The organism is Pseudomonas sp. Irchel s3b2 (assembly GCF_900187445.1).
In the GTDB taxonomy this organism is placed as follows: Bacteria; Pseudomonadota; Gammaproteobacteria; order Pseudomonadales; family Pseudomonadaceae; genus Aquipseudomonas.
This window is the reverse complement of the sequence record NZ_FYEB01000010.1, coordinates 105,157-127,971: the sequence shown is the minus strand read 5'-3', so window position 1 is coordinate 127,971 and position 22,815 is coordinate 105,157. Positions and strand designations below refer to the sequence as shown.

General features: G+C 59.3%; 22 protein-coding genes and 1 pseudogene. 16 read left to right on the top strand and 7 right to left on the bottom strand.

The genetic code is table 11. From position 1 onward, the window contains the following. Positions 1 to 2: 2 nt before the first annotated feature. From dut to CKW20_RS20210, 5 genes and pseudogenes are all read left to right on the top strand, one after another. Positions 3 to 458, top strand: coding sequence for a dUTP diphosphatase (gene dut / locus CKW20_RS20230; protein ID WP_095054492.1), 456 nt, complete (start codon positions 3 to 5; stop codon positions 456 to 458). A 17-nt stretch (positions 459 to 475) separates the two neighbouring features. After that, entirely contained in the window at positions 476 to 724 is a 249-nt protein-coding gene (locus CKW20_RS20225; RefSeq protein ID WP_095054491.1) for a hypothetical protein, read from the top strand. Beyond that, positions 715 to 2,118 (top strand): annotated as a pseudogene (locus CKW20_RS20220) (phosphomannomutase/phosphoglucomutase); the annotation flags it as partial. The gene CKW20_RS20225 and the pseudogene CKW20_RS20220, both read left to right, overlap by 10 nt. Positions 2,119 to 2,140: 22 nt before the next feature. Beyond that, positions 2,141 to 3,046: an acetylglutamate kinase gene (argB, locus tag CKW20_RS20215; protein ID WP_053163877.1), complete on the top strand. Its 906-nt coding sequence runs from the start codon at positions 2,141 to 2,143 to the stop codon at positions 3,044 to 3,046. Positions 3,047 to 3,241: 195 nt separating this feature from the next. Next, positions 3,242 to 3,499 carry a hypothetical protein gene (locus CKW20_RS20210; RefSeq protein ID WP_095054489.1) on the top strand — a complete coding sequence of 86 codons (258 nt, stop codon included), beginning with the start codon at positions 3,242 to 3,244 and terminating at the stop codon, positions 3,497 to 3,499. Positions 3,500 to 3,833: 334 nt separating this feature from the next. Here the strand turns inward: CKW20_RS20210 and pyrE are convergent, their stop codons facing one another. Beyond that, positions 3,834 to 4,478 carry an orotate phosphoribosyltransferase gene (pyrE, locus tag CKW20_RS20200; RefSeq protein WP_095054487.1) on the bottom strand — a complete coding sequence of 215 codons (645 nt, stop codon included), beginning with the start codon at positions 4,476 to 4,478 and terminating at the stop codon, positions 3,834 to 3,836. Positions 4,479 to 4,560: 82 nt separating this feature from the next. Between pyrE and CKW20_RS20195 the strand changes: the two genes are divergently transcribed. After that, positions 4,561 to 5,340, top strand: coding sequence for an exodeoxyribonuclease III (locus CKW20_RS20195; RefSeq protein WP_008030595.1), 780 nt, complete (start codon positions 4,561 to 4,563; stop codon positions 5,338 to 5,340). A gap of 85 nt (positions 5,341 to 5,425) precedes the next feature. On the opposite strand, the gene gltS is transcribed toward CKW20_RS20195, so the two are convergent. The 3 genes from gltS to rph all read right to left on the bottom strand — a co-directional run bounded on the left by gltS (position 5,426) and on the right by rph (position 8,098). Then, positions 5,426 to 6,631, bottom strand: coding sequence for a sodium/glutamate symporter (gltS, locus tag CKW20_RS20190; protein ID WP_095054486.1), 1,206 nt, complete (start codon positions 6,629 to 6,631; stop codon positions 5,426 to 5,428). Positions 6,632 to 6,977: 346 nt separating this feature from the next. Next, complete coding sequence (locus CKW20_RS20185; protein ID WP_030132446.1) at positions 6,978 to 7,346, bottom strand: DUF4870 domain-containing protein; 369 nt, start codon at positions 7,344 to 7,346, stop codon at positions 6,978 to 6,980. 29 nt (positions 7,347 to 7,375) lie between these two features. Next, entirely contained in the window at positions 7,376 to 8,098 is a 723-nt protein-coding gene (rph, locus tag CKW20_RS20180; protein WP_030132447.1) for a ribonuclease PH, read from the bottom strand. Positions 8,099 to 8,367: 269 nt separating this feature from the next. On the opposite strand from rph, the gene CKW20_RS20175 reads away from it, so the two are divergent. The 6 genes from CKW20_RS20175 (at position 8,368) to CKW20_RS20150 (ending at position 13,660) form a co-directional block, all read left to right on the top strand. Continuing rightward, complete coding sequence (locus CKW20_RS20175) at positions 8,368 to 9,231, top strand: YicC/YloC family endoribonuclease (RefSeq protein ID WP_095054485.1); 864 nt, start codon at positions 8,368 to 8,370, stop codon at positions 9,229 to 9,231. A 12-nt stretch (positions 9,232 to 9,243) separates the two neighbouring features. Further along, entirely contained in the window at positions 9,244 to 9,864 is a 621-nt protein-coding gene (gmk, locus tag CKW20_RS20170) for a guanylate kinase (protein WP_059403875.1), read from the top strand. A 167-nt stretch (positions 9,865 to 10,031) separates the two neighbouring features. Continuing rightward, the gene (gene rpoZ / locus CKW20_RS20165) at positions 10,032 to 10,295 is read left to right on the top strand and encodes a DNA-directed RNA polymerase subunit omega (protein ID WP_003177259.1); all 264 of its coding nucleotides are present in this window, start codon (positions 10,032 to 10,034) and stop codon (positions 10,293 to 10,295) included. Between the two features lie 57 nt (positions 10,296 to 10,352). Next, the gene (gene spoT, locus CKW20_RS20160) at positions 10,353 to 12,458 is read left to right on the top strand and encodes a bifunctional GTP diphosphokinase/guanosine-3',5'-bis pyrophosphate 3'-pyrophosphohydrolase (RefSeq protein ID WP_095054484.1); all 2,106 of its coding nucleotides are present in this window, start codon (positions 10,353 to 10,355) and stop codon (positions 12,456 to 12,458) included. A gap of 24 nt (positions 12,459 to 12,482) precedes the next feature. After that, a complete protein-coding gene (locus CKW20_RS20155) occupies positions 12,483 to 12,863 on the top strand; it encodes a RidA family protein (protein WP_003177257.1) in 381 nt (126 codons plus the stop codon). 56 nt (positions 12,864 to 12,919) lie between these two features. Continuing rightward, positions 12,920 to 13,660 carry a hypothetical protein gene (locus CKW20_RS20150; RefSeq protein ID WP_095054483.1) on the top strand — a complete coding sequence of 247 codons (741 nt, stop codon included), beginning with the start codon at positions 12,920 to 12,922 and terminating at the stop codon, positions 13,658 to 13,660. A gap of 54 nt (positions 13,661 to 13,714) precedes the next feature. Here CKW20_RS20150 and CKW20_RS29275 read toward each other — a convergent pair whose 3' ends face one another. After that, positions 13,715 to 14,059, bottom strand: a complete 345-nt coding sequence (locus CKW20_RS29275) for a hypothetical protein (RefSeq protein WP_141228969.1) — start codon at positions 14,057 to 14,059, stop codon at positions 13,715 to 13,717. Next, complete coding sequence (locus CKW20_RS20145) at positions 14,025 to 14,294, bottom strand: transposase domain-containing protein (protein ID WP_095054482.1); 270 nt, start codon at positions 14,292 to 14,294, stop codon at positions 14,025 to 14,027. The genes CKW20_RS29275 and CKW20_RS20145 overlap by 35 nt, the downstream gene beginning before the upstream one ends. A 290-nt stretch (positions 14,295 to 14,584) precedes the next feature. Here CKW20_RS20145 and pgaA point away from each other — a divergent pair, with 290 nt between their 5' ends. Genes pgaA through pgaD form a run of 4 tightly spaced genes read left to right on the top strand, consistent with a single transcriptional unit; the run spans position 14,585 to position 20,956 of the window. Next, positions 14,585 to 17,065 (top strand): poly-beta-1,6 N-acetyl-D-glucosamine export porin PgaA, encoded by a 2,481-nt coding sequence (pgaA, locus tag CKW20_RS20140; protein ID WP_095054481.1) that lies wholly within the window; start codon positions 14,585 to 14,587, stop codon positions 17,063 to 17,065. Positions 17,066 to 17,077: 12 nt separating this feature from the next. After that, on the top strand, positions 17,078 to 19,075 hold the full coding sequence (gene pgaB / locus CKW20_RS20135) for a poly-beta-1,6-N-acetyl-D-glucosamine N-deacetylase PgaB (protein WP_095054480.1): 1,998 nt from the start codon (positions 17,078 to 17,080) through the stop codon (positions 19,073 to 19,075). Position 19,076: 1 nt separating this feature from the next. Then, positions 19,077 to 20,432, top strand: a complete 1,356-nt coding sequence (gene pgaC / locus CKW20_RS20130; protein WP_095054479.1) for a poly-beta-1,6-N-acetyl-D-glucosamine synthase — start codon at positions 19,077 to 19,079, stop codon at positions 20,430 to 20,432. Further along, positions 20,429 to 20,956, top strand: a complete 528-nt coding sequence (gene pgaD / locus CKW20_RS20125) for a poly-beta-1,6-N-acetyl-D-glucosamine biosynthesis protein PgaD (protein WP_095054478.1) — start codon at positions 20,429 to 20,431, stop codon at positions 20,954 to 20,956. The genes pgaC and pgaD overlap by 4 nt, the downstream gene beginning before the upstream one ends. A gap of 215 nt (positions 20,957 to 21,171) precedes the next feature. Here pgaD and CKW20_RS20120 read toward each other — a convergent pair whose 3' ends face one another. After that, on the bottom strand, positions 21,172 to 22,701 hold the full coding sequence (locus CKW20_RS20120) for an apoptosis inducing factor family protein (RefSeq protein WP_095054477.1): 1,530 nt from the start codon (positions 22,699 to 22,701) through the stop codon (positions 21,172 to 21,174). Positions 22,702 to 22,815 lie beyond the last annotated feature (114 nt).

Sequence of the window (22,815 nt, the reverse complement as noted above, 5' to 3'; positions counted from 1 at the left end):
ACATGCACGCTTTGCAAGCCAAAATCCTCGACCCACGCATCGGCACCGAATTCCCGCTGCCGCAGTACGCCACGCCAGGCTCCGCCGGCCTCGACCTGCGCGCCATGCTGGAAAAAGACACCATCATCAAGCCGGGCGAAACCCTGCTGATTCCGACTGGCCTGTCCGTCTACATTGGCGATCCAGGTTTGGCGGCGCTGATTCTGCCGCGCTCCGGCCTGGGTCATAAGCACGGCATCGTGCTGGGCAATCTGGTCGGCTTGATCGACTCCGATTACCAAGGCCCGCTGATGGTGTCGTGCTGGAACCGTGGCCAGACCGATTTCAACATGGTGGTAGGCGAACGCCTGGCCCAATTGGTGTTGGTACCGGTGGTTCAAGCGCATTTCGAAATGGTTGAAGAGTTCGTCGAAACCCAGCGTGGTACCGGCGGGTTCGGACATTCCGGCAGCCACTGATTACAAAGAGGCCGGGCGTGCTGCCCGGCCTAAAAACCTGCATTTTGTATTTCAAGGACGAAAAATTGCGCAGACCTCACCTGAAAGGTTTACCGCCGAAAATCAAGGCATTGGCCGGGCATTCGCTCGAGGACGCTGGTGACATGGCCTTTGCACACCACGAACTCTCTGCCGAAAACGCCGTCATACCCTTCAGTTTGAGCCAGCCAACGAGTTTTTCGCAGGCTTGTCCAGCCACTTTAGAGATGGAGCATTTCCAGAAATGAGCACCCCAGCCCAAGTCGCACCCAAGTTCCCCGACAGCATTTTCCGCGCCTACGATATTCGCGGCACCGTCCCGGAATTCTTGAACGCTGAAACAGCTTATTGGCTTGGTCGCGCCATCGGCTCCCAGAGCCTGGCCCAGAACGAACCCAACGTGTCCGTCGGCCGTGACGGTCGCCTGTCCGGCCCGGAACTGGTGGAACAACTGATCCAGGGCCTGGCCGACAGCGGTTGCCACGTCAGCGACGTCGGCCTGGTGCCAACCCCAGCGCTGTACTACGCCGCCAACGTACTGGCCGGCAAATCCGGCGTGATGCTCACCGGCAGCCACAACCCGTCGAACTACAACGGCTTCAAGATCGTCATTGCCGGCGACACACTGGCCAACGAACAGATCCAGGCCCTGCACGAACGCCTCAAGACCAACAACCTGAGCAGCGGCAAGGGCAGCATCACCAAGGTCGAGATCCTCGACCGCTACAACACCGAAATCGTCCAGGACATCAAACTCGCCCGCCGCCTGAAAGTGGTGGTCGATTGCGGTAACGGCGCGGCCGGCGTGATTGCCCCGCAACTGATCGAAGCGCTGAACTGCGAAGTCATTCCGCTGTTCTGCGAAGTCGATGGCAACTTCCCGAACCACCACCCGGATCCGGGCAAGCCTGAGAACCTCGTGGACCTGATCGCCAAGGTCAAGGAAACCAACGCCGACCTGGGCCTGGCCTTCGACGGCGACGGCGACCGTGTAGGCGTCGTCACCAACACCGGCAGCATCGTCTTCCCTGATCGCCTGCTGATGCTGTTCGCCCGCGACGTCGTGGCGCGCAACCCGGACGCGGAAATCATCTTCGACGTCAAATGCACCCGCCGCCTGATCCCGCTGATCAAGGAATATGGCGGTCGGCCGCTGATGTGGAAGACCGGTCACTCGTTGATCAAAAAGAAAATGAAACAATCCGGCGCCCTGTTGGCCGGCGAGATGAGCGGGCATATCTTCTTCAAGGAACGCTGGTTCGGTTTCGACGACGGTATTTACAGCGCCGCGCGGCTGCTGGAGATCCTCAGCAAGGAAAAATCCACCGCGGAAGAGCTGTTCGCAACCTTCCCGAACGATATTTCTACGCCAGAGATCAATATCCATGTGACCGAAGAGAGCAAATTCAGCATCATTGATGCACTGCACGATGCGCAATGGGGTGAAGGCGCCGACCTGACCACCATTGACGGCGTGCGAGTCGACTATGCCAAAGGCTGGGGCCTGGTTCGCGCTTCCAACACCACACCGGTGCTGGTGCTGCGCTTCGAGGCCGATGACGAGGCTGAACTGCAGCGCATCAAGGATGTATTCCACGTCCAGCTGAAACGCGTTGCACCTGATCTCCAATTACCGTTTTGATTTGAAACACCCGGAGCCCTGAATGACCCTCGAACGCGAAGCCGCCGCCAACACCGCCAAGGTCCTGTCCGAAGCGCTGCCTTACATTCGCCGCTATGTCGGCAAGACGCTGGTGATCAAATACGGCGGCAACGCGATGGAAAGCGAGGAGCTGAAAACCGGCTTCGCCCGCGACATCGTGCTGATGAAAGCCGTCGGCATCAACCCGGTGGTGGTTCACGGCGGCGGCCCGCAAATCGGCGACCTGCTCAAGCGCCTGTCGATCGAGAGCCACTTCGTCGACGGCATGCGCGTCACCGACGCCGCGACCATGGACGTGGTGGAAATGGTCCTCGGCGGTCAGGTCAACAAGGACATCGTCAACCTGATCAACCGTCACGGCGGCAGCGCCATCGGCCTGACCGGCAAGGACGCGGAGCTGATTCGTGCGAAGAAGCTCACCGTCACCCGCCAAACCCCCGAGATGACCACTCCGGAAATCATCGACATCGGCCACGTCGGCGAAGTGGTCGGGATCAACACCGACTTGTTGAACCTGCTGGTCAAAGGCGATTTCATTCCGGTGATCGCGCCTATCGGTGTCGGTGCTAACGGCGAGTCGTACAACATCAACGCTGACTTAGTGGCTGGCAAAGTCGCCGAAGCACTGAAAGCTGAAAAGCTGATGCTGCTGACCAACATCGCCGGCCTGATGGACAAGTCGGGCACGGTTCTGACCGGTCTGACGACTCAACAGGTCGACGACCTGATCGCCGACGGCACTATCTACGGCGGCATGCTGCCGAAGATCCGTTGCGCACTGGAAGCAGTACAAGGCGGCGTGGGCAGTTCGTTGATCATCGATGGTCGGGTGCCCAATGCGATTCTGCTGGAAATCTTCACCGACACCGGTGTGGGTACGCTGATCAGCAATCGCAAGCGTCACTGATTCAAAACCTTAAAAAGATCGCAGCCTTCAGCAGCTCCTTGGATTTCGGATGTACGAAAAATCTGTAGGAGCTGACGAAGTCTGCGATCTTTTTTATGCGCGCAAGAAATTCCTGACCTTATTGGGCGAAACGTCTGACATCGCAAAAGAATCAATCTGCATAGGATCTTCCCTGAATCCACAGGAGATCTACCGATGCAAAAAGACTACGTCCCATATGGCAGCGATGTTTCACCTGGCACCTATGCCTGCGTCGATTGCGGTCATGAGTATTCGAACCAGGCCAAGACTTCGATGCCACCGTGCCCGCAACTCCGGAAAACACCACATACACGACACGGCTGGAAAATTCTGACTGGTCAGGGCGACGCCCGTATTGACCCGTACCCAGAGAAAGCCAATAAACCCGTCGGGATCAAAAAGGCCGAGACATTCAGCAGCAGCAAAAAATAATCCTGGAGGACTGAGCCATGCAGATCTCGTCACGATCGACACGCTTTACGTGTTAGTTGTCCTGGCGCTGCTGGCGTTTGCCCTGTTCAACCTGGGGATGGCGCTAAAGTTGATAGGAAAATGGCGAAGACTGCGCCGACAAAAAAAAGACCCCGCACAGCCTAGCTGAGCGGGGTCTTTTTTTGCCTGCAATCCCTATGACAATCCACTTTTTGTGGCGAGGGAGCTTGCTCCCGCTTGAGTGCGCAGCACTCACAAAATCCTTGGGTCTGCTACGCAGCCCAGCGGGAGCAAGCTCCCTCGCCACCCAAGCCCGCGCCCACAGGGAATGCGGTTACACGCCGAATTGGGTGCGGTAGGCTTCGACGGCAGGCAGGTGCTGCTTGAGCTGCGGATCATCGGCCAGGAATTCCAGTACCTGATTCAGCGAAACAATGCTGATCACCGGGATGCCGAAGTCACGCTCCACTTCCTGGATGGCCGACAATTCGCCGTTGCCACGCTCCTGACGGTTCAGGGCGATCAACACGCCAGCGGCTTTGGCGCCGTCCTGGGAAGCGATGATCTGCATCACTTCACGGATGGCGGTGCCCGCGGTGATCACGTCGTCGATGATTAGCACGTCGCCGGTCAATGGCGCGCCGACCAGGCTGCCGCCTTCACCGTGGGCCTTGGCTTCCTTGCGGTTGAAGCACCATGGCAGATCACGGCCATGATGTTCGGCCAGCGCCACGGCGGTGGTCGCCGCCAACGGGATGCCTTTGTAGGCCGGGCCGAACAGCACATCGAACGAAATACCGCTCTCGACGATGGCTGCTGCGTAGAAACGCCCCAGCTGCGCCAGGGCAGAACCCGAGTTGAACAGGCCGGCATTGAAGAAGTAAGGACTGGTGCGTCCGGACTTCAGGGTGAACTCACCGAAGCGCAAAACGCCACGATCAATGGCAAAACGAATGAAGTCGCGCTGATACGCTTGCATGAAAAAAACCCCAAATACCACGGATTTAGCTAATTAGGTAGACGCCGTGTATCATACCCGCACGCGATTTTTGGGGCCACTTATGCGGATCATCAGTGTGAACGTCAATGGTATTCAGGCTGCAGTCGAGCGTGGTTTGCTCAGTTGGCTGCAAGCACAGAACGCCGACGTCATCTGCCTGCAGGACACCCGCGCCTCCGCCTTTGAACTGGACGATCCAGCCTTCCAACTGGATGGCTACTTCCTTTATGCCTGCGAAGCCGAAGTTCCCGCCCAAGGTGGCGTGGCTTTGTACTCGCGGTTGCAACCGAAGGCAGTCATCAGCGGTCTCGGCTTCGAGACGGCCGACCGCTACGGGCGTTACCTGCAAGCCGATTTCGACAAGGTCAGCATCGCGACCTTGCTGCTCCCTTCGGGGCAGAATGGCGATGAAGACTTGAACCAGAAGTTCAAGCTAATGGACGACTTCGCCCGTTATCTTGATAAACAGCGACGCAAACGTCGCGAGTACATTTATTGTGGCTCGCTGTACGTGGCGCAACAGAAGCTGGATATCAAGAACTGGCGCGACAGCCAGCAATCCCCGGGCTTCCTGGCACCTGAGCGTGCCTGGATGGACGAGATTGTCGGCAACATGGGGTATGTCGACGCCCTGCGCGAAGTCAGCCGTGAAGGCGACCAGTACAGCTGGTGGCCGGACAATGAACAGGCCGAAATGCTCAACCTGGGTTGGCGTTTCGACTACCAGATACTGACCCCGGGCCTGCGGCGCTTCGTGCGCAGCGCGCGTCTGCCACGTCAGCCGCGGTTCTCGCAGCACGCACCGCTGATCGTGGACTACGACTGGACGCTGACGATTTAGGTTTCGCTGACACGAGAACCTGCTGACCGGTTGACGAAAATGCCCGTATCTTGCGACACGGGCATTTTTCTTATGCTTTATACCTTCAAGTAGCGGCGAAAAACGGCAGCGCCAGGTACAACTTGATCACGATGACATTAATGATGTCGATGAAGAAAGCACCCACCATTGGCACCACTAGAAACGCTATTTGCGAAGGTCCGTAACGTTGTGTCACCGCTTGCATGTTAGCGATGGCAGTTGGCGTGGCTCCTAGCCCAAAACCGCAGTGCCCTGCCGCCAGAACTGCCGCATCATAGTTGCTGCCCATCATTCTGAATGTCACGAAAATTGCAAACAGTGCCATGACCAACGCTTGCGCAGCCAGGATGATAAAGATCGGCAAAGCCAATGCCGCCAGATCCCATAGTTTGAGCGACATCAAAGCGATCGCCAGAAACAGCGATAAGCTGACATTCCCCAACACCGAAACTTCACGCTCAAACACCTGATACAAGCCGAGAGCGGAAAGGCCGTTGCGTAAAACCACACCCACGAACAAGACACATACGAACGTCGGCAACTCAAATGCAGTTCCGTGGAGCAGGCCATTCAAGAGGGAGCCTGCCATCAGACTGACCGCGATCAGGGCGAGCGTCTCGATAAACGAAAATGGCGTGATCGAGCGCTCTTTGTTTGGCTGCTCAAAGCCCTTCGGCAGACGCGGCTTATCTTTCTCGCAACCGGGTGTCTGGACACGTTTGATGAGCAGGCGGGCGACCGGACCACCAATCAAACCACCCAGCACCAAGCCAAATGTAGCAGAGGCCATCGCGAGTTCAGAGGCGGAAGCCAGACCAAATTTCTCGCTGAACGTCGCTCCCCACGCAGCGCCTGTACCGTGACCGCCAGACAACGTAATCGAGCCCGTCAACAAGCCCATCAACGGATCGAGCCCCAAGGCCTTTGCGAGACCGATGCCCATGGCATTCTGGACCACCAGAAGCCCGATCACCGCCAGTAGGAAGATCCCCACTACGCGCCCGCCTTTTTTCAGACTGGAAAAGTCTGCACTCAAGCCAATGGTGGCAAAAAAAGCCAACATCAAGGGAGTTTGCAGTGAGGTGTCAAATCGGACGTCAATATCAAATCCCCGCAAAGCCAGGAGAAGCAGAGCAACCAGCAGGCCGCCTGCTACAGGCTCAGGGATATTGTAACCGCGTAAAAAACCGATTCGTGTGACGAGTCCGCGCCCCAGTAACAGTACTAAAGAGGCGGCCACAAGTGTTCCATAAAAATCGAGTTGAACCATTGGGATTATTCTTTGATATATATTCAGGGGCGAACTTTTTACCTGGACACGCCTCTTGAACAGGTTGATCTTCTCAACACTGATTTGCTTTGAATTCAAGGACCTTCAATGGTCTGAATATATCGAAATATTTCTGACGGAATATTGCGTGGGGCAACTTTATCAACCGCGAAGTCTCATTGCCAAGTACATAGGCGGCGCTGAAGCGAAGCAGTTGTGACTAGAAGTGTAAGAGCGATAGTGCGCAGTAATACTGCGGCAGCGGGATATTGCTATGGCAACGCTTGGGAAGCAGTTTCAAAAAAGCAAATGCCTCGACAAGTCAGGGCATTTGCGTGGCGAATCATTATTTGATCAACCGCCAAGTGAACGGATACCGGTAAGGGAATCCTTCATTGGCTTTCACGCCGGCAATGATGGTCAATACCAGCGCACCGATCGCGACCAGACCAAACAGGAAGAACCCGATGATCACCACCATCAGCAGAAAGCAGATAGCCGAAGCAATGGCGACGGTGATCTGAAAGTTCAGCGCCTCCTTGCCTTGCGCGTCGATGAACGGATCTGATTCGCGCTTCATCTGCCAGAGAATCAACGGCCCGATCAGCGTACCAAACGGCAGCCAGATCCCCAGCAAGGCGGACAGGTGACAAAACATTGCCCACTGACGCACCTCTCGGCTCGGTGTGGGTAGCGGCAGTTGCTCGTCACTCATGGCGTCCTCCTTGCGTGGAGCAGGTCCGATCAGTCGGCCAGTGCAGCCTTCTGCAGTTCGAAAATCTCGTTCATGCCTTTCTTCGCCAGTGCCAGCATTGCGTTCAGCTCTTCCGGCTGGAACGGCGCGCCTTCGGCAGTGCCCTGAACTTCGATGAAGCCGCCAGTGCTGGTCATTACTACGTTGAGATCAGTCTCGGCAGCCGAATCTTCCAGGTAGTCGAGGTCAAGCACAGGCTCGCCCTGGTACATGCCCACCGAAACGGCAGCGATCATTTGCTTGAGCGGGTCGCCACCTTTGAGGCCGCCACGCTTCTTGATCACTTTCAAGGCGTCGATCAGTGCAACCATGGCACCGGTGATGGACGCGGTGCGGGTGCCACCGTCAGCCTGGATCACGTCGCAGTCGACGTACAGGGTGACGTCGCCCAGCTTGGACATGTCCAGCGCCGCGCGCAGGGAACGGCCGATCAAACGCTGGATTTCCAGAGTGCGGCCACCTTGCTTGCCGCGGCTCGCTTCACGCTGGTTACGTTCGCCAGTGGCGCGCGGCAGCATGCCGTATTCGGCGGTCAACCAACCCTGGCCCTGACCTTTCAAGAAACGTGGCACGCCATTCTCGACGCTGACGGTGCAGATGACTTTGGTATCACCGAACTCGACCAGTACAGAACCCTCGGCGTGTTTGGTGTAGTTGCGGGTAATGCGGATCGAGCGGAGCTGATCGGCAGCGCGACCACTTGGACGTTTCATAGGGATTACCTGTACGGAGGACGGAAAACTGCCGAGCATTATAGAGCCGTGGGCCGCCTGTGGGCACTTCTAAAAAAATCACCCGACGATTGAAGGCCCTGAATAGAGCGTAGCCGACGGTCTGCAGCTCTTTGTCACAGCGTGTGTTTGGGCGCATCCACCCCACTGCGCTACAATCCTGCGCCTTTGCTGCCTGTCGGCTTTAATTCACTGATAGCGGGTCCGCGAAACCATGGGTTACGCGCCGACCCGCATTGCGAGGTACCTCCATGGTGCACAGCATGACCGCCTTCGCCCGCGTCGAGAAAGCCGGCGCCCAAGGCACCCTGAGCTGGGAACTGCGCTCGGTCAACAGCCGCTACCTGGAACCCCACCTGCGCCTGCCGGAATCTTTCCGCGACCTTGAAGGCGCGGTCCGTGAAGCCCTGCGCCAGGGACTGTCCCGGGGCAAGCTCGAATGCACCCTGCGCTTTACCGAAGAAAGCACCGGCAAACCACTGCAAGTGGACCGCGAGCGCGCCGCGCAACTGGTCGCAGCCGCCGAGACGGTCGCCGGCCTGATCAAGAACCCGGCCGCGTTGAATCCGCTGGAAGTCCTGGCGTGGCCCGGCGTGCTGGTGGCCGATGCCATCGACCCGCAAGCGCTGAATGCCGAGGCCCTGGCGCTGTTCAATCAGGGCTTGAAAGAACTCAAGGCCGGCCGCGAGCGCGAAGGCGCAGAGCTGGCACGATTGATCAACGAACGCCTGACATCCATAGAAGAAGATGTGGTGATCCTGCGTGAGCTCGTCCCGCAGATGCTCGCCACCCAACGCCAGAAAGTCCTCGACCGCTTCACCGACATGAAGGCCGACCTCGACCCGCAGCGGCTGGAACAGGAAATGGTCATGCTCGCGCAAAAGAGCGACGTCGCCGAAGAACTGGATCGCCTGAGCACTCACATCATCGAAGTTCGCCGGGTACTCAAATCCGGCGGCGCTGCCGGTCGGCGCCTGGACTTCCTGATGCAGGAGCTCAACCGCGAAGCCAACACACTGGGCTCCAAAGCCTTCGACCCGCGCAGCACCCAAGCGGCGGTCAACCTCAAAGTGTTGATCGAGCAGATGCGCGAACAAGTGCAGAATATTGAGTAAGGCAAACCCGACATGACCCACAGCACCGGCACTCTCTACATCATTTCCGCGCCTTCGGGCGCCGGCAAGACCAGCCTGGTCAAGGCGTTGATCGACGCTCAGCCGCAAATCCAGGTTTCCGTGTCCCACACCACCCGCGCCATGCGCCCGGGCGAAGTGGACGGCGTGAACTACAACTTCGTCTCGCGCGAACAGTTCGTGAAGATGATCGAACACGGCGACTTCCTGGAGCGCGCCGAAGTCTTCGGCAACCTTTATGGCACCTCGCAAAGCCACTTGCAGCAGACCCTGGACGAAGGCCACGATCTGATTCTGGAAATCGACTGGCAAGGCGCCGAGCAAGTACGCAAATTGATGCCTCAGGCCCGTTCGATCTTCATTCTGCCGCCGAGCCAGCAAGCCTTGCGTCAGCGCCTGACTAATCGCGGCCAGGACAGCGACGAAATCATCGAAGGCCGGATGCGCGAAGCGGTCAGCGAGATGAGCCACTACGTCGACTACGACTACCTGATCATCAACGACGATTTCGCCCATGCACTGGACGATCTAAAGGCAATTTTCCGTGCCAATCAGCTGCATCAGAAGCGTCAGCAGCAGCGTAACGGAAAACTTTTGGCTGAATTGCTTGGCTAAACAGCGCTTCCCAAAACCGCTGCAAGGGCTTTACATTGGCACTTGTAGCGCGCTGAAGAGCTTGGTCAAAAAATCAGCGCTTCCCTAATCGCTGGTGATTTTTTAAACTGTTGAGTCCGCTCGCCCAACCGGGCAGCGCGCATATTGCATTCGCTCCGAGGAATACCATGGCCCGCGTAACCGTTGAAGACTGCCTAGAACACGTGGAAAACCGCTTTGAGCTGGTCATGCTCTCTACCAAGCGTGCCCGTCAACTGGCCACCGGTGGCAAAGAGCCCCTGGTTCAGTGGGAGAACGACAAGCCTACTGTTGTAGCGCTGCGTGAAATCGCTGAAGGGCTGATGAGCTACGAGTTCATTGCCAACGCTGAAATCGTCGAAGACGAACCGCTGTTCGCAGCGTTCGAGGACGAGTCCAACGAGGCAGTATAAGTCCATGCCTGGTCGACGTAGCACGGCGCGGGGTCACAACGAACGGCAGGAATCATCATGCCGAGCATAGACGCCCTCGCCGATCGCTTATCGGCCTACCTCGGCAAGGACCAGGTCAATCTGGTCCGCCGAGCGTACTTCTACGCCGAACAAGCCCACGACGGCCAACGCCGCCGCAGCGGTGAGGCGTACGTCACGCATCCTCTTGCAGTGGCGAATATTCTTGCCGACATGCACATGGACCATCAGAGCCTGATGGCGGCGATGCTGCATGACGTGATCGAAGACACCGGTATTGCCAAGGAAGCGCTGCAAGCGCAGTTTGGCGAAACCGTGGCCGAACTGGTCGACGGGGTCAGCAAACTGACCCAGATGAACTTCGAGACCAAAGCCGAAGCCCAAGCCGAAAACTTCCAGAAAATGGCCATGGCCATGGCGCGCGATATTCGTGTGATCCTGGTCAAGCTGGCCGACCGCCTGCACAACATGCGCACACTGGAAGTGCTATCCGGTGAAAAACGCCGGCGAATCGCCAAGGAAACCCTGGAAATCTATGCGCCCATCGCCAACCGGCTGGGTATGCATGCCATCCGCATAGAGTTCGAAGACCTCGGCTTCAAGGCCATGCATCCGATGCGTTCCGCGCGGATCAACCAGGCGGTCAAACGCGCCCGGGGCAACCGCAAGGAAATTGTCAACAAGATCGAAGAATCCCTCAGCCACTGCCTGGCCATCGATGGCATTCAGGGCGAGGTCAGCGGGCGGCAGAAACACCTCTACGGCATCTACAAGAAAATGCGCGGCAAGCGTCGGGCCTTCAACGAGATCATGGACGTCTACGCGTTCCGGATCATCGTCGACAAGGTCGATACCTGCTACCGCGTGCTAGGCGCTGTACATAATTTGTACAAACCGTTGCCGGGGCGCTTCAAGGATTACATCGCGATCCCGAAAGCCAACGGCTACCAGTCGCTGCATACCACGCTGTTCGGCATGCACGGTGTTCCGATCGAGATCCAGATCCGTACCCGTGAAATGGAAGAGATGGCCAATAACGGCATCGCCGCCCATTGGCTGTACAAATCCAGCGGCGACGAGCAGCCCAAAGGCACTCACGCGCGCGCCCGCCAGTGGGTCAAAGGCGTGCTGGAAATGCAGCAACGAGCCGGCAACTCGCTGGAATTCATCGAAAGCGTGAAGATCGACCTGTTCCCGGACGAGGTCTACGTGTTCACGCCTAAAGGCCGGATCATGGAATTGCCCAAAGGCTCCACGGCGGTCGACTTCGCTTACGCGGTGCACACCGATGTGGGCAACAGCTGCATCGCCTGTCGGATCAATCGTCGTCTCGCGCCGCTGTCCGAACCGCTGCAAAGCGGTTCCACGGTCGAGATCGTCAGCGCCCCGGGCGCGCGACCAAATCCAGCTTGGCTCAACTTCGTGGTCACCGGCAAAGCGCGGACCCACATCCGTCATGCGCTGAAGCTGCAACGCCGCTCCGAGTCCATCAGCCTCGGCGAACGCCTGCTGAACAAGGTGCTCAACGGCTTCGACAGCTCCCTGGAAAAAGTCCCGGCCGAGCGCGTGCAGTTGATGCTCCACGAATACCGCCTCGAACTGATCGAAGACCTGCTCGAAGACATCGGCCTGGGCAATCGCATGGCTTACGTGGTCGCCCGCCGCCTGCTTGGCGAAGGTGAACAGCTGCCAAGCCCGGAAGGTCCGCTGGCGATTCGCGGCACCGAAGGCTTGGTGCTCAGTTATGCCAAGTGCTGCACGCCAATCCCGGGCGACCCGATTGTCGGCCATTTGTCCGCCGGCAAAGGGATGGTGGTGCACCTGGACAACTGCCGCAACATCAGCGAAATCCGCCACAACCCGGAAAAATGCATCCAGCTCTCGTGGGCCAAGGATGTCACCGGCGAATTCAACGTCGAGCTGCGGGTCGAGCTGGAACACCAGCGCGGCCTGATCGCCCTGCTGGCCAGCAGTGTCAATGCGGCCGACGGCAATATCGAAAAAATCAGCATGGACGAACGCGACGGTCGTATCAGCGTGGTCCAACTGGTGGTCAGTGTGCACGACCGCGTGCACCTGGCCCGCGTGATCAAGAAACTGCGCGCCCTGACCGGGGTCATCCGCATCACCCGCATGCGCGCGTAGCCAACCCCTCACAAGGAGTCATACATGACCAAGACCGTTATCAACAGCGACAAGGCTCCGGCCGCCATCGGTACGTATTCCCAGGCGATCAAGGCTGGCAACACTGTTTACATGTCGGGTCAGATTCCTCTGGACCCAAAAACCATGGAATTGGTTGAAGGCTTCGAAGCCCAGACCGTCCAGGTGTTCGAGAATCTCAAAGCCGTAGCTGAAGCGGCCGGCGGTTCGTTCAAGGACATCGTCAAACTGAACATCTTCCTTACTGACCTGAGTCACTTTGCCAAGGTCAACGAGATCATGGGCAAGTACTTCGACCAGCCTTACCCAGCCCGCGCCGCCATCGGCGTAGCAGCCCTGCCAAAGGGTTCGCAGGTTGAAATGGATGCCATTCTGGTCATCGAGTAATGTGTCCGGCGCAGCCCTCTAAGGCTGCGCCGATCTTGTCTTGAAAGGATTCCACCATGCGCCAAGCGCTAGCTCTCTCGCTGATCGCCCTTCTCTTGGGCGGCTGTGCCAGCGACCCTGCCGACCGTGATATCAGCGGCACCTGGATCAATCAGTCGGCGATCGATGCTGCATCCAAAGGCGGCCCACTGCGGGAAGCGCTTCAGGCCTATGGCCCGAATCTGGAATGGGACGTCAACACCCGAGCCGGTCAGGCCCGCTACACCAATGGTTTTGAGAATGTCGAAGGCAAGCTGCTGGGCGAAGAGTCCGGGGCCTGGAAAGTCGACTTTTATGGCAGTTCCGCCAGCGAACTGAAACGTGACGGCACGCAACTGAGCCAGGCCGCTAACGACAACGAACCGGAGCAAGTCTTCGACCGTGCAGCGGTTCCGGCACCGGAAGGTGCACCGATTGGCGCGAGTTTCGAGCGGGCACTGTATTCGGCTTACATGGGCGGCAGCTGGAAAATTCTCAGCGGCCCCGGCGAAGGCAACACCGTGCAATTCCAGGCCGATGGCCAGGTTGCCGGCCTGCCCGGTGCGGATCGTTATGCCTTGTGCCTGGCAGGCGATTGCGCGTCGATGAGCGGCGGCAACGACAACATCTGGCTGCAGGTGAACGGCCAGGGCAATACCTGGATCTTTGCGCGCAAGGGCAAAGAACTGGAGATTTTCCAGACGGTGAACACCGCGCTGGCGGATGAGATGCCTTCGTTTACGCCGGGAAATCGTAAGTGGTTGCTGGAAAAGCAGTAACCGGTTCTGAAGCTAACAGATAACCCTGGGGGAGCGGGCTTGCCCTAATGCCAGTCAGTTAAGCCCTCCGGCCTTCTTTTTGGGATATTTGACTGGCCTAGGCCTCACCACCCTTGGGTAACTTCGCGACCGTCTGGCAGGAAGCATAAAATGCTGAGCCTGGATTCTCAGTTCTGCCAGTCGCTTAGGGATCGTACCTGGCGTTTCCAGCGGACAAAAGCGCAGCGCATTGGTGACCGCTTGAGCTAACCAGAGAAAACTCAAGCGTTGCGGCGCCACTTTCATTTCTCCAGCCATCAGGCGCATTTCCTGACGGATCAGGTTGTAGGCTAGCAGGGTTCCCCACAGTTCCTGGCGCACCAGATCAGGTTGTTTGCTGCGTAGTTGGTTTCGCTTCACCCAAAGCTAATCCCAGCTGTTGCAGGATGAGCCAAATCGGTTCGTTCTTGAACAAGGCCAACCCAACCACCAGCCACACAATACGCTCGGCCGGCAAGCGCCTGCGGCGAATAGAGACCGTACCGGTTGACGCCAGCGCCTGCTCAATCCACACAGGATCAATCAGCTGTGCAAAGCGCTCGAAGGAGATCGGACTAAGTTTGGTAACTTGTTGAAGGTCGTTTTGGAGGGGCATGAAGCGAGCTCATAAAAACATAAGACCGTTTCTATGATTGCTTGGCGGGCAAGTCAATTCCTTAACTGACTGGCATTAGGGCAAGCCCGCTCCCACAGGTTCCGCACGTTGCCTGGTATTACGGGAGCCGAGTATCACGAATCTGAACAATTATTGTGTTCTGAATAGTCGACTACGCTTGCATGCAAAACTGCATCGATAAAGCTTGGCTGGGTCTTTCGACCCGGCTTTCCGCTACGACTGGGCAAAGGGACATTGCGACCCGGCTGGCCATGTAAGGATGCTGACGAATGCCGTGTATTGCTGGTCCCTTTATTCATCGTGGGCTACGCCCCTTGTTTCGCGTTGCGTTGTGCGGCCAATTGCTGTGGCCGGCGCTGGCGCTCGCCGACACCCCTTACGACCAAATGGTTCGCGATGCCCGGGCCGGCAGCTACACGCCTGCGCTGACTGTGTTGCGCCAGGTGCCGGTAAACCAGGCCACCACCGGCCAGATCAGCGATCACTTGCAGATCGCCAGCTGGGCGGGCCTGGACGCTGAAGTGGTCCAGGTCTATGAAACCCAAGGGCACAATCGGGCGTTGCAGGTCCAGGCCCTGACCGCTACCGCACGGGCTTATCGCAACCTCAAGCGTTGGGATTCGGCGACCCAGATGTACAACAAGGCCCTGGCCCTTGAGCCGAAAAATCCCGACCTTCAATTGGGCCTGGCAATGACCCAGGCCGACGCCGGTAAACCTGACGAGGCGGTTGCCCGCGCCAGGGCACTGGTGGCGGCGAAACCGGATGATCCTTCCCGCCGTCTGGCTCTGGCTTACGCCTTGACCCGTGCCGGTGCCACCTACGATGCACTGTTTGAATACGACCAGGCTTTCATCCGTGCTGGCAGCAAACCCGACGTCGCTCGGGAATACGTGGTTGCCCTGCAACGCGCCCGCCTGCCGGAGCCAGCCTTGCGCCTGGCGCGTCAGCGGCCGGGGTTGCTGGATCCGGTCACACTGCGACGCCTTGAAGGTGATCTTGCCGCTGAACGCGTGCGCCTGGCCGAGCTGGCCGCTCGAAGCGAAAAAGAACGTTATGTGATCGCCGATCGGGCTCTGGCCGATTACGACCAGTTACTGACGACCTGGACGCCGGATCCTCAGGCCCACGATGACGTCATCCGCTGGCGAATCGACCGGATGGGCGCCCTCAAGGCCCGTGCGCGCACCGCCGATGTGATCGCCGAATACCAGAAGCTGCTCGCCGAAGGCGTGAAGGTTCCGACCTACGCCCTGCGTTGGGTGGCGTCGTCCTATCTGGACCAGCGACAGCCGGAAATTGCCACCGATCTGTATCGCCAAGCGCTGATCACGCCGGATGCCGATGTCGGCGACCGCCCGGAAGGCAGCGCTGCGCTCTATTACGCCTTGCTCGAAAGCGACAAGGCCGATGAAGCGCGCCAGGTCGCCGAGGACCTGGCCAAGAACCAGAAACCGCGGATCGAGCTCAAGGGCTTGCCGGGCGGCATTCCCAACGATGAATGGATGGCCGCGCAGCAACTCGCCGCCCAGGCCGGTATTTACGGCGCCGATCTTCCGTCGGGCGAGCAACGTTTGCAGACGTTGGTAGATCAGGCGCCCGGTAATACCGGCCTGCGTCTGGCCCAGGCCGATCTGTACCTGGCCCGGGGCTGGCCACGGCGCGCCGAGAGTCAACTCAAGGAGACCGAGAGCATGGCCCCCCGAGACGTCGGGCTGGAAATCTCTCAGGGCCATACCGCCATGGATCTGCAGGAATGGCGGCAGCTGGATGCGCTGACCGACGATGTGGTCGCGCGTTTTCCCGACAACCGGCAGGTGCAGCGTTTGCAGCGTCAGCGTGCGGTCCATGACATGGCCGAGCTGCGGGTGGAGGCCTACGGCGGCAAGAGTTATAGCGGTGACAACGGCGACGCCGGGGCGGTCAACGGCAGTCGCGATTTCGGCATCGAAACCACGCTGTATAGCCCACCTATCGATGAAGACTGGCGTGTGTTCGCCGGTGCCGGTTATGCCACCGGCGACTTCAAGGAAGGCACTGGTCACCATCGCTTTCAGCGCGTCGGGCTTGAACGTCGAACCCGCGACATGACCCTGGAAGCGGAAGTCTCCAACCACTCCTACGGCTTTGGTGACAAACAGGGCGCGCGCCTGGCGATTGCCCGAGACATCGACGATCACTGGCAGTACGGCGGCAGCCTAAAGTACCTGTCGGCGCAAACGCCGTTGCGGGCCTTGAACAGCGACATCACCGCCAACGGCGGCAGCGGTTTCATCCGTTGGCGCGCCAATGAGAGCCGCGAGTGGAGGCTGGCGGTCAGTCCCTCGCATTTCAGTGACGGCAACAATCGTGTCGAAGCCTTGCTCACCGGTCGCGAGGGCGTTTACCGCGCGCCGGGGTTGCAGGTCGACCTCGGTCTGGAAGTCGGCTCCAGCCATAACTCCAAGTCCGGCGACGTGCCGTACTTCAACCCAAAATCCGACTTCAGCGTGCTGCCGACGGTGAACGTCAACCACGTGCTCTATCGCCGCTACGAAACCTCCTGGAGCCAGCAGTTCCAGGCCGGTGCGGGCACCTATAGCCAGCGCGATCACGGCACCGGCGGCGTCGGCCTGGTGGGTTATGGCCAGCGCTACAGCTGGAACGACGTATTCGAGGTGGGCGGCCTGTTGAGCGCGATCAACCGGCCTTACGACGGCGACCGCGAAACCGATCTGCGCTTGCTCGTCGACCTCACTTACCGCTTCTAGAAGAGTTTGAAGATGTCATTTATTTCGCGTTTCATCCTTTTGCTGGGAGTGCTGTTGATCAGCGCCTGCGCCCAGCAAGCCCCGGCCTTCGCACCGCCGTCCGAACGCCCGGTGTCGGCCAATGAAAAGCCGTGGCCGAAAAACCACGTACTCGGGATCGCTTACCACGATGTCGAAGACCGCGACCCCGATCAGGCGGTGGTGGCCGTGCATACCGAGCGCATGATCGAGCAACTGGCGTGGCTACGGGAGAACAACTACAAACCGGTCAGCGTCGACCAGATCATGGCTGCTCGCAATGGCGGTCCCGAATTGCCGCCCCGGGCGATTCTGCTGAGCTTCGACGACGGCTACGCAAGCTTCTACACCCGCGTGTTGCCGGTGCTGCGCGCCTATAACTGGCATGCCTTGCTGGCGCCGGTCGGGGTGTGGATCGATACGCCGCTGAACCAGCCGGTGGATTTCGCCGGTACACCGCGCCAGCGTTCGGACTTCCTGACCTGGGAGCAGATCCGCGAGATTTCCCGATCCGGCCTGGTGGAAATCGCCGCCCACACCGACGCCAGCCACAAAGGCGTGTTGGCCAACCCGCAAGGCAACCTGCAACCGGCCGCCGCGACGCGGCGCTATGACGCCGCTACCGGGCGCTACGAAACCGAAGCCCAGTTTCAGGCCCGGATGCGCGCCGACGTGGCGACCATCTCGGAGAAGATCCGCAAGGTTACCGGTTACAAACCGCGTGTCTGGGTCTGGCCATACGGTGTGGCGGATGGCACCTCGCTGCAAGTGATCGACGATCAGGGTTATCAGATGGCCCTGACCCTGGATGACGGCCTCGATGCCCTCGACAACCTGATGAGCAGCCCACGCTTTTTGGTGGCCTCGGACCCGAATGGCGAACGCTTCGCCAACAGCATCGTCTCGGTGCAGTCCAAATCGCCGATGCGCGTGGTGCACGTGGACCTGGACAACGTCTACGACCCGAACCCGGCCCAACAGGACATCAACCTTGGAAAACTGATCCAGCGCATGGCCGACATGGGCGCCAACACGGTGTTCCTGCAAGCCTTCGCCGACCCTGCGGGCGATGGCCTGGTGCGCTCGCTGTACTTCCCTAACCGGCACCTGCCGATGCGCGCCGATATCTTCGACCGCGTAGCCTGGCAGTTGCGCACCCGGGCTCAGGTGAAAGTCTATGCCTGGATGCCGGTGCTGAGTTTTGCCCTCGATTCGAAGCTGCCACGAGTCACTCGCTGGGACCCGAAAACTACTACCACGTCGATCGATCCGGACCAGTACAAGCGCTTGTCGCCATTCGATCCGAACGTGCGGCGCATCATCGGTGAAATCTACGAAGACGTGGCACGCCTGACCTCGGTCGACGGCATCCTCTATCACGATGACGCGGTGCTCTCGGATTTCGAAGACGCCGGCCCCGAAGCCCTGAAGGTCTATGCCGCCAACGGTTTGCCCGGTTCGATTGCCGCCCTGCGCGCCGACCCGGAAACCCTGCAGCGCTGGACACGATTCAAGAGCCGCTACCTGATCGATTTCACTCATGAACTGACCGCCAAGGTCCGCGCGATTCGTGGCCCGCAAGTGAAAACGGCGCGCAATATTTTCGCCGAACCGATGCTCAACCCCGAGAGCGAAGCGTGGTTCGCGCAGAACCTCGACGACTTCCTGGGTGCCTACGACTGGACGGCACCGATGGCCATGCCACTCATGGAAAAGCAGAGCCGCCAACAATCCGGCCCTTGGCTCGAAAAGCTGGTGGCGACGGTCAAATCGCGCCCCGGCGCACTCGACCGCACGGTTTTCGAATTGCAGGCCCGGGACTGGACGAAAAGCGCCGGCGCCGACATCAACAGTGCGCAATTGACCGACTGGATGGGTCGCCTCAAGCGTCAAGGCGCCACCAGCTTCGGCTACTACCCGGACAACTTCCTCGAGAACCAGCCGGACCTGAAAACCGTACGGCCCGCGCTCTCCAACAAGTGGAATCCATGACATGCTGGACAGACTTTTAGCCCTGCTGGTTCTGGCGATCGTCCTTGGGATACCCCTCGGGTTGATCTTTCTGCTCACCGGGCAATTCCTGATGGACTTCGTGTTCTTCTATCCACTGTTCATGTCAGGACTATGGATTGCCGGCGGCTTGTATTTCTGGCTGCACTGGGAGCGGCACTGGCCGTGGCAGGACGACACTTTGCCGCCACCGCTGGCCGGCGAACCGCTGATCTCGATCCTGATCCCTTGCTACAACGAAGGCGACAACGCGGCCGACACCATCCACGCGGCGCTGGCCCAGCATTACCCGAACATCGAAGTGATCGCGATCAACGACGGTTCCAAGGACAACACCGCTGCGGTGCTCGACGCACTGGCAGCGCAGGATCCGCGCCTGCGAGTGCTGCACCTGGCGGAAAACCAGGGCAAGGCCGTGGCCCTGCGCATGGGGGCCATCGCGGCGCGCAGCGAGTACCTGGTGTGCATCGATGGTGACGCGCTGCTGGCACCGAACACCGCGGCGTATCTGGTGGCGCCGATGCTCGACAATGCGCGACTGGGCGCCGTGACCGGCAACCCGCGAATCCGCACCCGTTCGACCCTGATCGGTCGCGTGCAGGTGGGTGAGTTCTCGTCAATCATCGGCCTGATCAAGCGCACCCAACGGGTATTCGGGCGGATCTTTACCGTTTCCGGAGTGATCGTCGCCTTCCGTCGCACAGCACTGAACCGGGTCGGCTACTGGAGCCCGGACATGATCACCGAAGACATCGACATCAGTTGGAAGCTGCAACTGGATCACTGGAGCATTTTCTACGAGCCCCGCGCATTGTGCTGGATCCTCATGCCGGAAACCCTCGGCGGCCTGTGGAAGCAGCGTCTGCGTTGGGCCCAGGGCGGCGCCGAGGTGCTGTTCAAGAACATCCGTGGCATTTGGCAATACCGCCATCGTTACCTCTGGCCACTGCTGTTCGAATACTGCCTGTCTACCGGGTGGGCCTTCACCTTTTTGCTGTCGATGATTTTCTGGGGTGTTGGCAAATTCGTCGAAATGCCGCCAGCCATTGCCGTCGATCACCTAATGCCTCCGGCGTTTACCGGGCTGCTATTGGCAGTGGTCTGCCTGGTGCAATTCGCGGTCAGCATCCTGATCGATCGCCGTTACGAGAAGGGCCTCGGCAAGACCATGTTCTGGGTGGTCTGGTATCCGCTGGTGTTCTGGCTTATCAGCTTGTTCACCACCCTGGTCAGCTTCCCCAAAGTGCTGTTCGGCCAACATCAGAAGCGCGCACGTTGGGTCAGCCCGGACCGGGGCATCAAGCCGCTGAATGACGATGAAGAGGAGGTCATCAAATGAAAATCATCAGAACCCGGCAGCGGCCCTTTCTGGTCGTGCTCGATGTTTTTTTCACCGTGCTCGCCTGGGTCGGGCTGCTGTATTTGCTGGCACAGGGTTTGTGGCCATTGATTGATAACCATGACGGCCCGCGCATCGATGCGTCATTTTTCGACGCCCTCGACACGTTGCAGACTTATCTGTGGGTGGCGGTGGTGAACGCGGCGGTCCTGATCGGCTGGGCGCGTTATCAACAGCGCAAAAGCAAGCGCTTCGCCCAGCGCCGTTTGCCGGCGCCGGTGGTGGACGATCAGGGACTCAGCAAAAGCTTCAAGCTGACCGGCGACCGACTGGAGAAGCTGCGCACGCCGGGCTCAATGACCATTCACAACGATCAGGATGGCGATGTCAGTCATGTGGTTACGCACTACTTCCCGGTTGATCCGGCCGAACTGCCGCCGCCATTGGCTCCGCTGGAGCATCCGTTCGTGATTCGCTTACCGGCCGAAGATGACGACAATCGAGAGCCGTTGAGCCACGTCTGACAGGGCACGTTCCTGTTGTTTCATCCGTTAGGCGAGCATCGCATAACCCGCTTTTGTAGGAGCTGGCTTGCCAGCGAAGGCGGCTTCACGTCATGCAGCGCCGATGAAAACGCCTTCGCCGGCAAGCCGGCTCCTACGGGGTTCGCGTCGTTCATGGCATCTGGAGCAGTCTGCGGCCGCTCCTACGGGGGAGTGCGGAATATTGAAGATGTCGCTCAGGCAAAATCCCGAATCAACTGCCACGCCTCATCCACCGACAGCGGCTGTTTCATCCGTTCAGCGAGCATCGCCATAGCCCGCTCCTGATCGCACGCAACGGCGGCCGCCACCACGCCATTCTTGCCGAACAGGCCGATAAACGGTGGATGGTCAGGATCGCCCTTGAACTCGACCTCGTCCCAGGCCTCGGCGTGTCCGAGGTAGTCGTAGTTTTTGCCGAAGTGCCAGGTCCAGAAATAGGGCACATCGAGGTAGCGCTCGTCGCCGCCGAGCATATTCGCCGCCGCAATTCGCGCCTGTTGCTGGGCCAGGCGCCAGTGTTCGATCCGTTGCGGCTGGCCGTTGAGCGGGAAGGTCGCGATGTCGCCGACGGCCCAGAGCCCGTCCATCACGCGCATCCCGCCGTCGACCTTCAGTGATTGATCTTTTTCTTTTGGCAAATCGGTAAACGGGGTGGTTGCCGGAGTGACACCAATGCCGACCAACACCAGGTCCGCCGGCAAGCGCTGACCGTTGTCCAATAGCACCGCTTCGACCTTGTCTGTGCCTTCGATCTGCGCGGCTTCGCCATCAGTATGAAATACCACGCCGTTCGCCTCGTGCAGGGCACGAATCGCTTTGCCGACAGCTTCGCCGAAATGCGCCTCGAAGGGGATGGCATGGCGGGCCAGGACGGTGACGTCCAGGCCGTATTGACGCAGGGATGACGCGGACTCCAGAGCAATGAAACTGTCGCCAACGATCACTGCCCGTTGCCCGGGTTTTGCGGTCGTCAGAATCTGCTGCGCTTGCACCTTCGAACGCAGCACGAACACCTGCGGCAAATCGGCACCGGGCAGCGACAGGGATTTTGGTATGCCGCCGGTGGCGATCACGGCGGCGTCATAGTTCAACGATTGGCCATCGGCCAGACGCAGGGCCCGGATCGATGCATCCAGGCCCATCACATCGCTGTTTATCCGTTCAATGCGCTGTTCGCTGTAAAAGCCTTCATCCCGTAGTGGCGGGACTTCGTCCGGCGGCATCTCCCCGGCAATCACGAATTTGCTCAATACCGTACGGTCGTAACCCGCCTCGGACTCACGGTCGATCAGCATCACCCGGCCGCCGAAACCTTTCTCCCGCAGTGCCGCCGCACACGCCGTACCGGCGGCACCGGCACCGATGATCACAAAGGTTCGCTTATCGTCCGCCGGCGGGGTGCTGGGGGTGGGCATCGGTTGGTCGTCGACCCAGACCTCATCGTCGCGGACTTCAAGCGGATAGCGCAGCAGGCTGTCCAGGGACGGTGGTTCGCACAACGCGCCGTCTTCGAGCCGGTAAGCCGCCTTGTGCCATGGGCAGATCAATCGTCCCTCACACAGCGCACCTTTGGCCAAGGGAGCCCCGGCGTGGGGACATTTGCCTTGATAGGCGCGTAATTGATCACCGACCCGCAGCAAGACGATTTTCGTCTTATCGATCCGGACTTCAAGGCCACGGTCTAGGGGCACATCGGCGAAACGGGCGACGCGGTGCAGTGCCATGATCGATCTCCAGGCAGGTGTTTCACTTAGGAGTTTGGCGCCTATTCCGAGGTTCAGCCAATTCCCGCTGCCACCGCACGAACGGTCCGGCTATAGTTTGCGAGCCGACCACGG

Excerpts from the sequence above, each read along its gene's own strand:
- CKW20_RS20120 (WP_095054477.1), bottom strand. The coding sequence starts at position 22,701 with ATGGCACTGCACCGCGTCGCCCGTTTCGCCGATGTGCCCCTAGACCGT.
- CKW20_RS20155 (WP_003177257.1), top strand. The coding sequence starts at position 12,483 with ATGACCAAGACCGTTATCAACAGCGACAAGGCTCCGGCCGCCATCGGT.
- spoT (WP_095054484.1), top strand. The coding sequence starts at position 10,353 with ATGCCGAGCATAGACGCCCTCGCCGATCGCTTATCGGCCTACCTCGGC.
- CKW20_RS20185 (WP_030132446.1), bottom strand. The coding sequence starts at position 7,346 with ATGAGTGACGAGCAACTGCCGCTACCCACACCGAGCCGAGAGGTGCGT.
- CKW20_RS20195 (WP_008030595.1), top strand. The coding sequence starts at position 4,561 with ATGCGGATCATCAGTGTGAACGTCAATGGTATTCAGGCTGCAGTCGAG.
- CKW20_RS20150 (WP_095054483.1), top strand. The coding sequence starts at position 12,920 with ATGCGCCAAGCGCTAGCTCTCTCGCTGATCGCCCTTCTCTTGGGCGGC.
- rpoZ (WP_003177259.1), top strand. The coding sequence starts at position 10,032 with ATGGCCCGCGTAACCGTTGAAGACTGCCTAGAACACGTGGAAAACCGC.
- pgaC (WP_095054479.1), top strand. The coding sequence starts at position 19,077 with ATGCTGGACAGACTTTTAGCCCTGCTGGTTCTGGCGATCGTCCTTGGG.
- pgaA (WP_095054481.1), top strand. The coding sequence starts at position 14,585 with ATGCCGTGTATTGCTGGTCCCTTTATTCATCGTGGGCTACGCCCCTTG.
- argB (WP_053163877.1), top strand. The coding sequence starts at position 2,141 with ATGACCCTCGAACGCGAAGCCGCCGCCAACACCGCCAAGGTCCTGTCC.
- pgaB (WP_095054480.1), top strand. The coding sequence starts at position 17,078 with ATGTCATTTATTTCGCGTTTCATCCTTTTGCTGGGAGTGCTGTTGATC.
- CKW20_RS20210 (WP_095054489.1), top strand. The coding sequence starts at position 3,242 with ATGCAAAAAGACTACGTCCCATATGGCAGCGATGTTTCACCTGGCACC.
- CKW20_RS20175 (WP_095054485.1), top strand. The coding sequence starts at position 8,368 with ATGGTGCACAGCATGACCGCCTTCGCCCGCGTCGAGAAAGCCGGCGCC.
- pyrE (WP_095054487.1), bottom strand. The coding sequence starts at position 4,478 with ATGCAAGCGTATCAGCGCGACTTCATTCGTTTTGCCATTGATCGTGGC.
- gmk (WP_059403875.1), top strand. The coding sequence starts at position 9,244 with ATGACCCACAGCACCGGCACTCTCTACATCATTTCCGCGCCTTCGGGC.
- rph (WP_030132447.1), bottom strand. The coding sequence starts at position 8,098 with ATGAAACGTCCAAGTGGTCGCGCTGCCGATCAGCTCCGCTCGATCCGC.
- CKW20_RS20145 (WP_095054482.1), bottom strand. The coding sequence starts at position 14,294 with ATGCCCCTCCAAAACGACCTTCAACAAGTTACCAAACTTAGTCCGATC.
- gltS (WP_095054486.1), bottom strand. The coding sequence starts at position 6,631 with ATGGTTCAACTCGATTTTTATGGAACACTTGTGGCCGCCTCTTTAGTA.
- pgaD (WP_095054478.1), top strand. The coding sequence starts at position 20,429 with ATGAAAATCATCAGAACCCGGCAGCGGCCCTTTCTGGTCGTGCTCGAT.
- dut (WP_095054492.1), top strand. The coding sequence starts at position 3 with ATGCACGCTTTGCAAGCCAAAATCCTCGACCCACGCATCGGCACCGAA.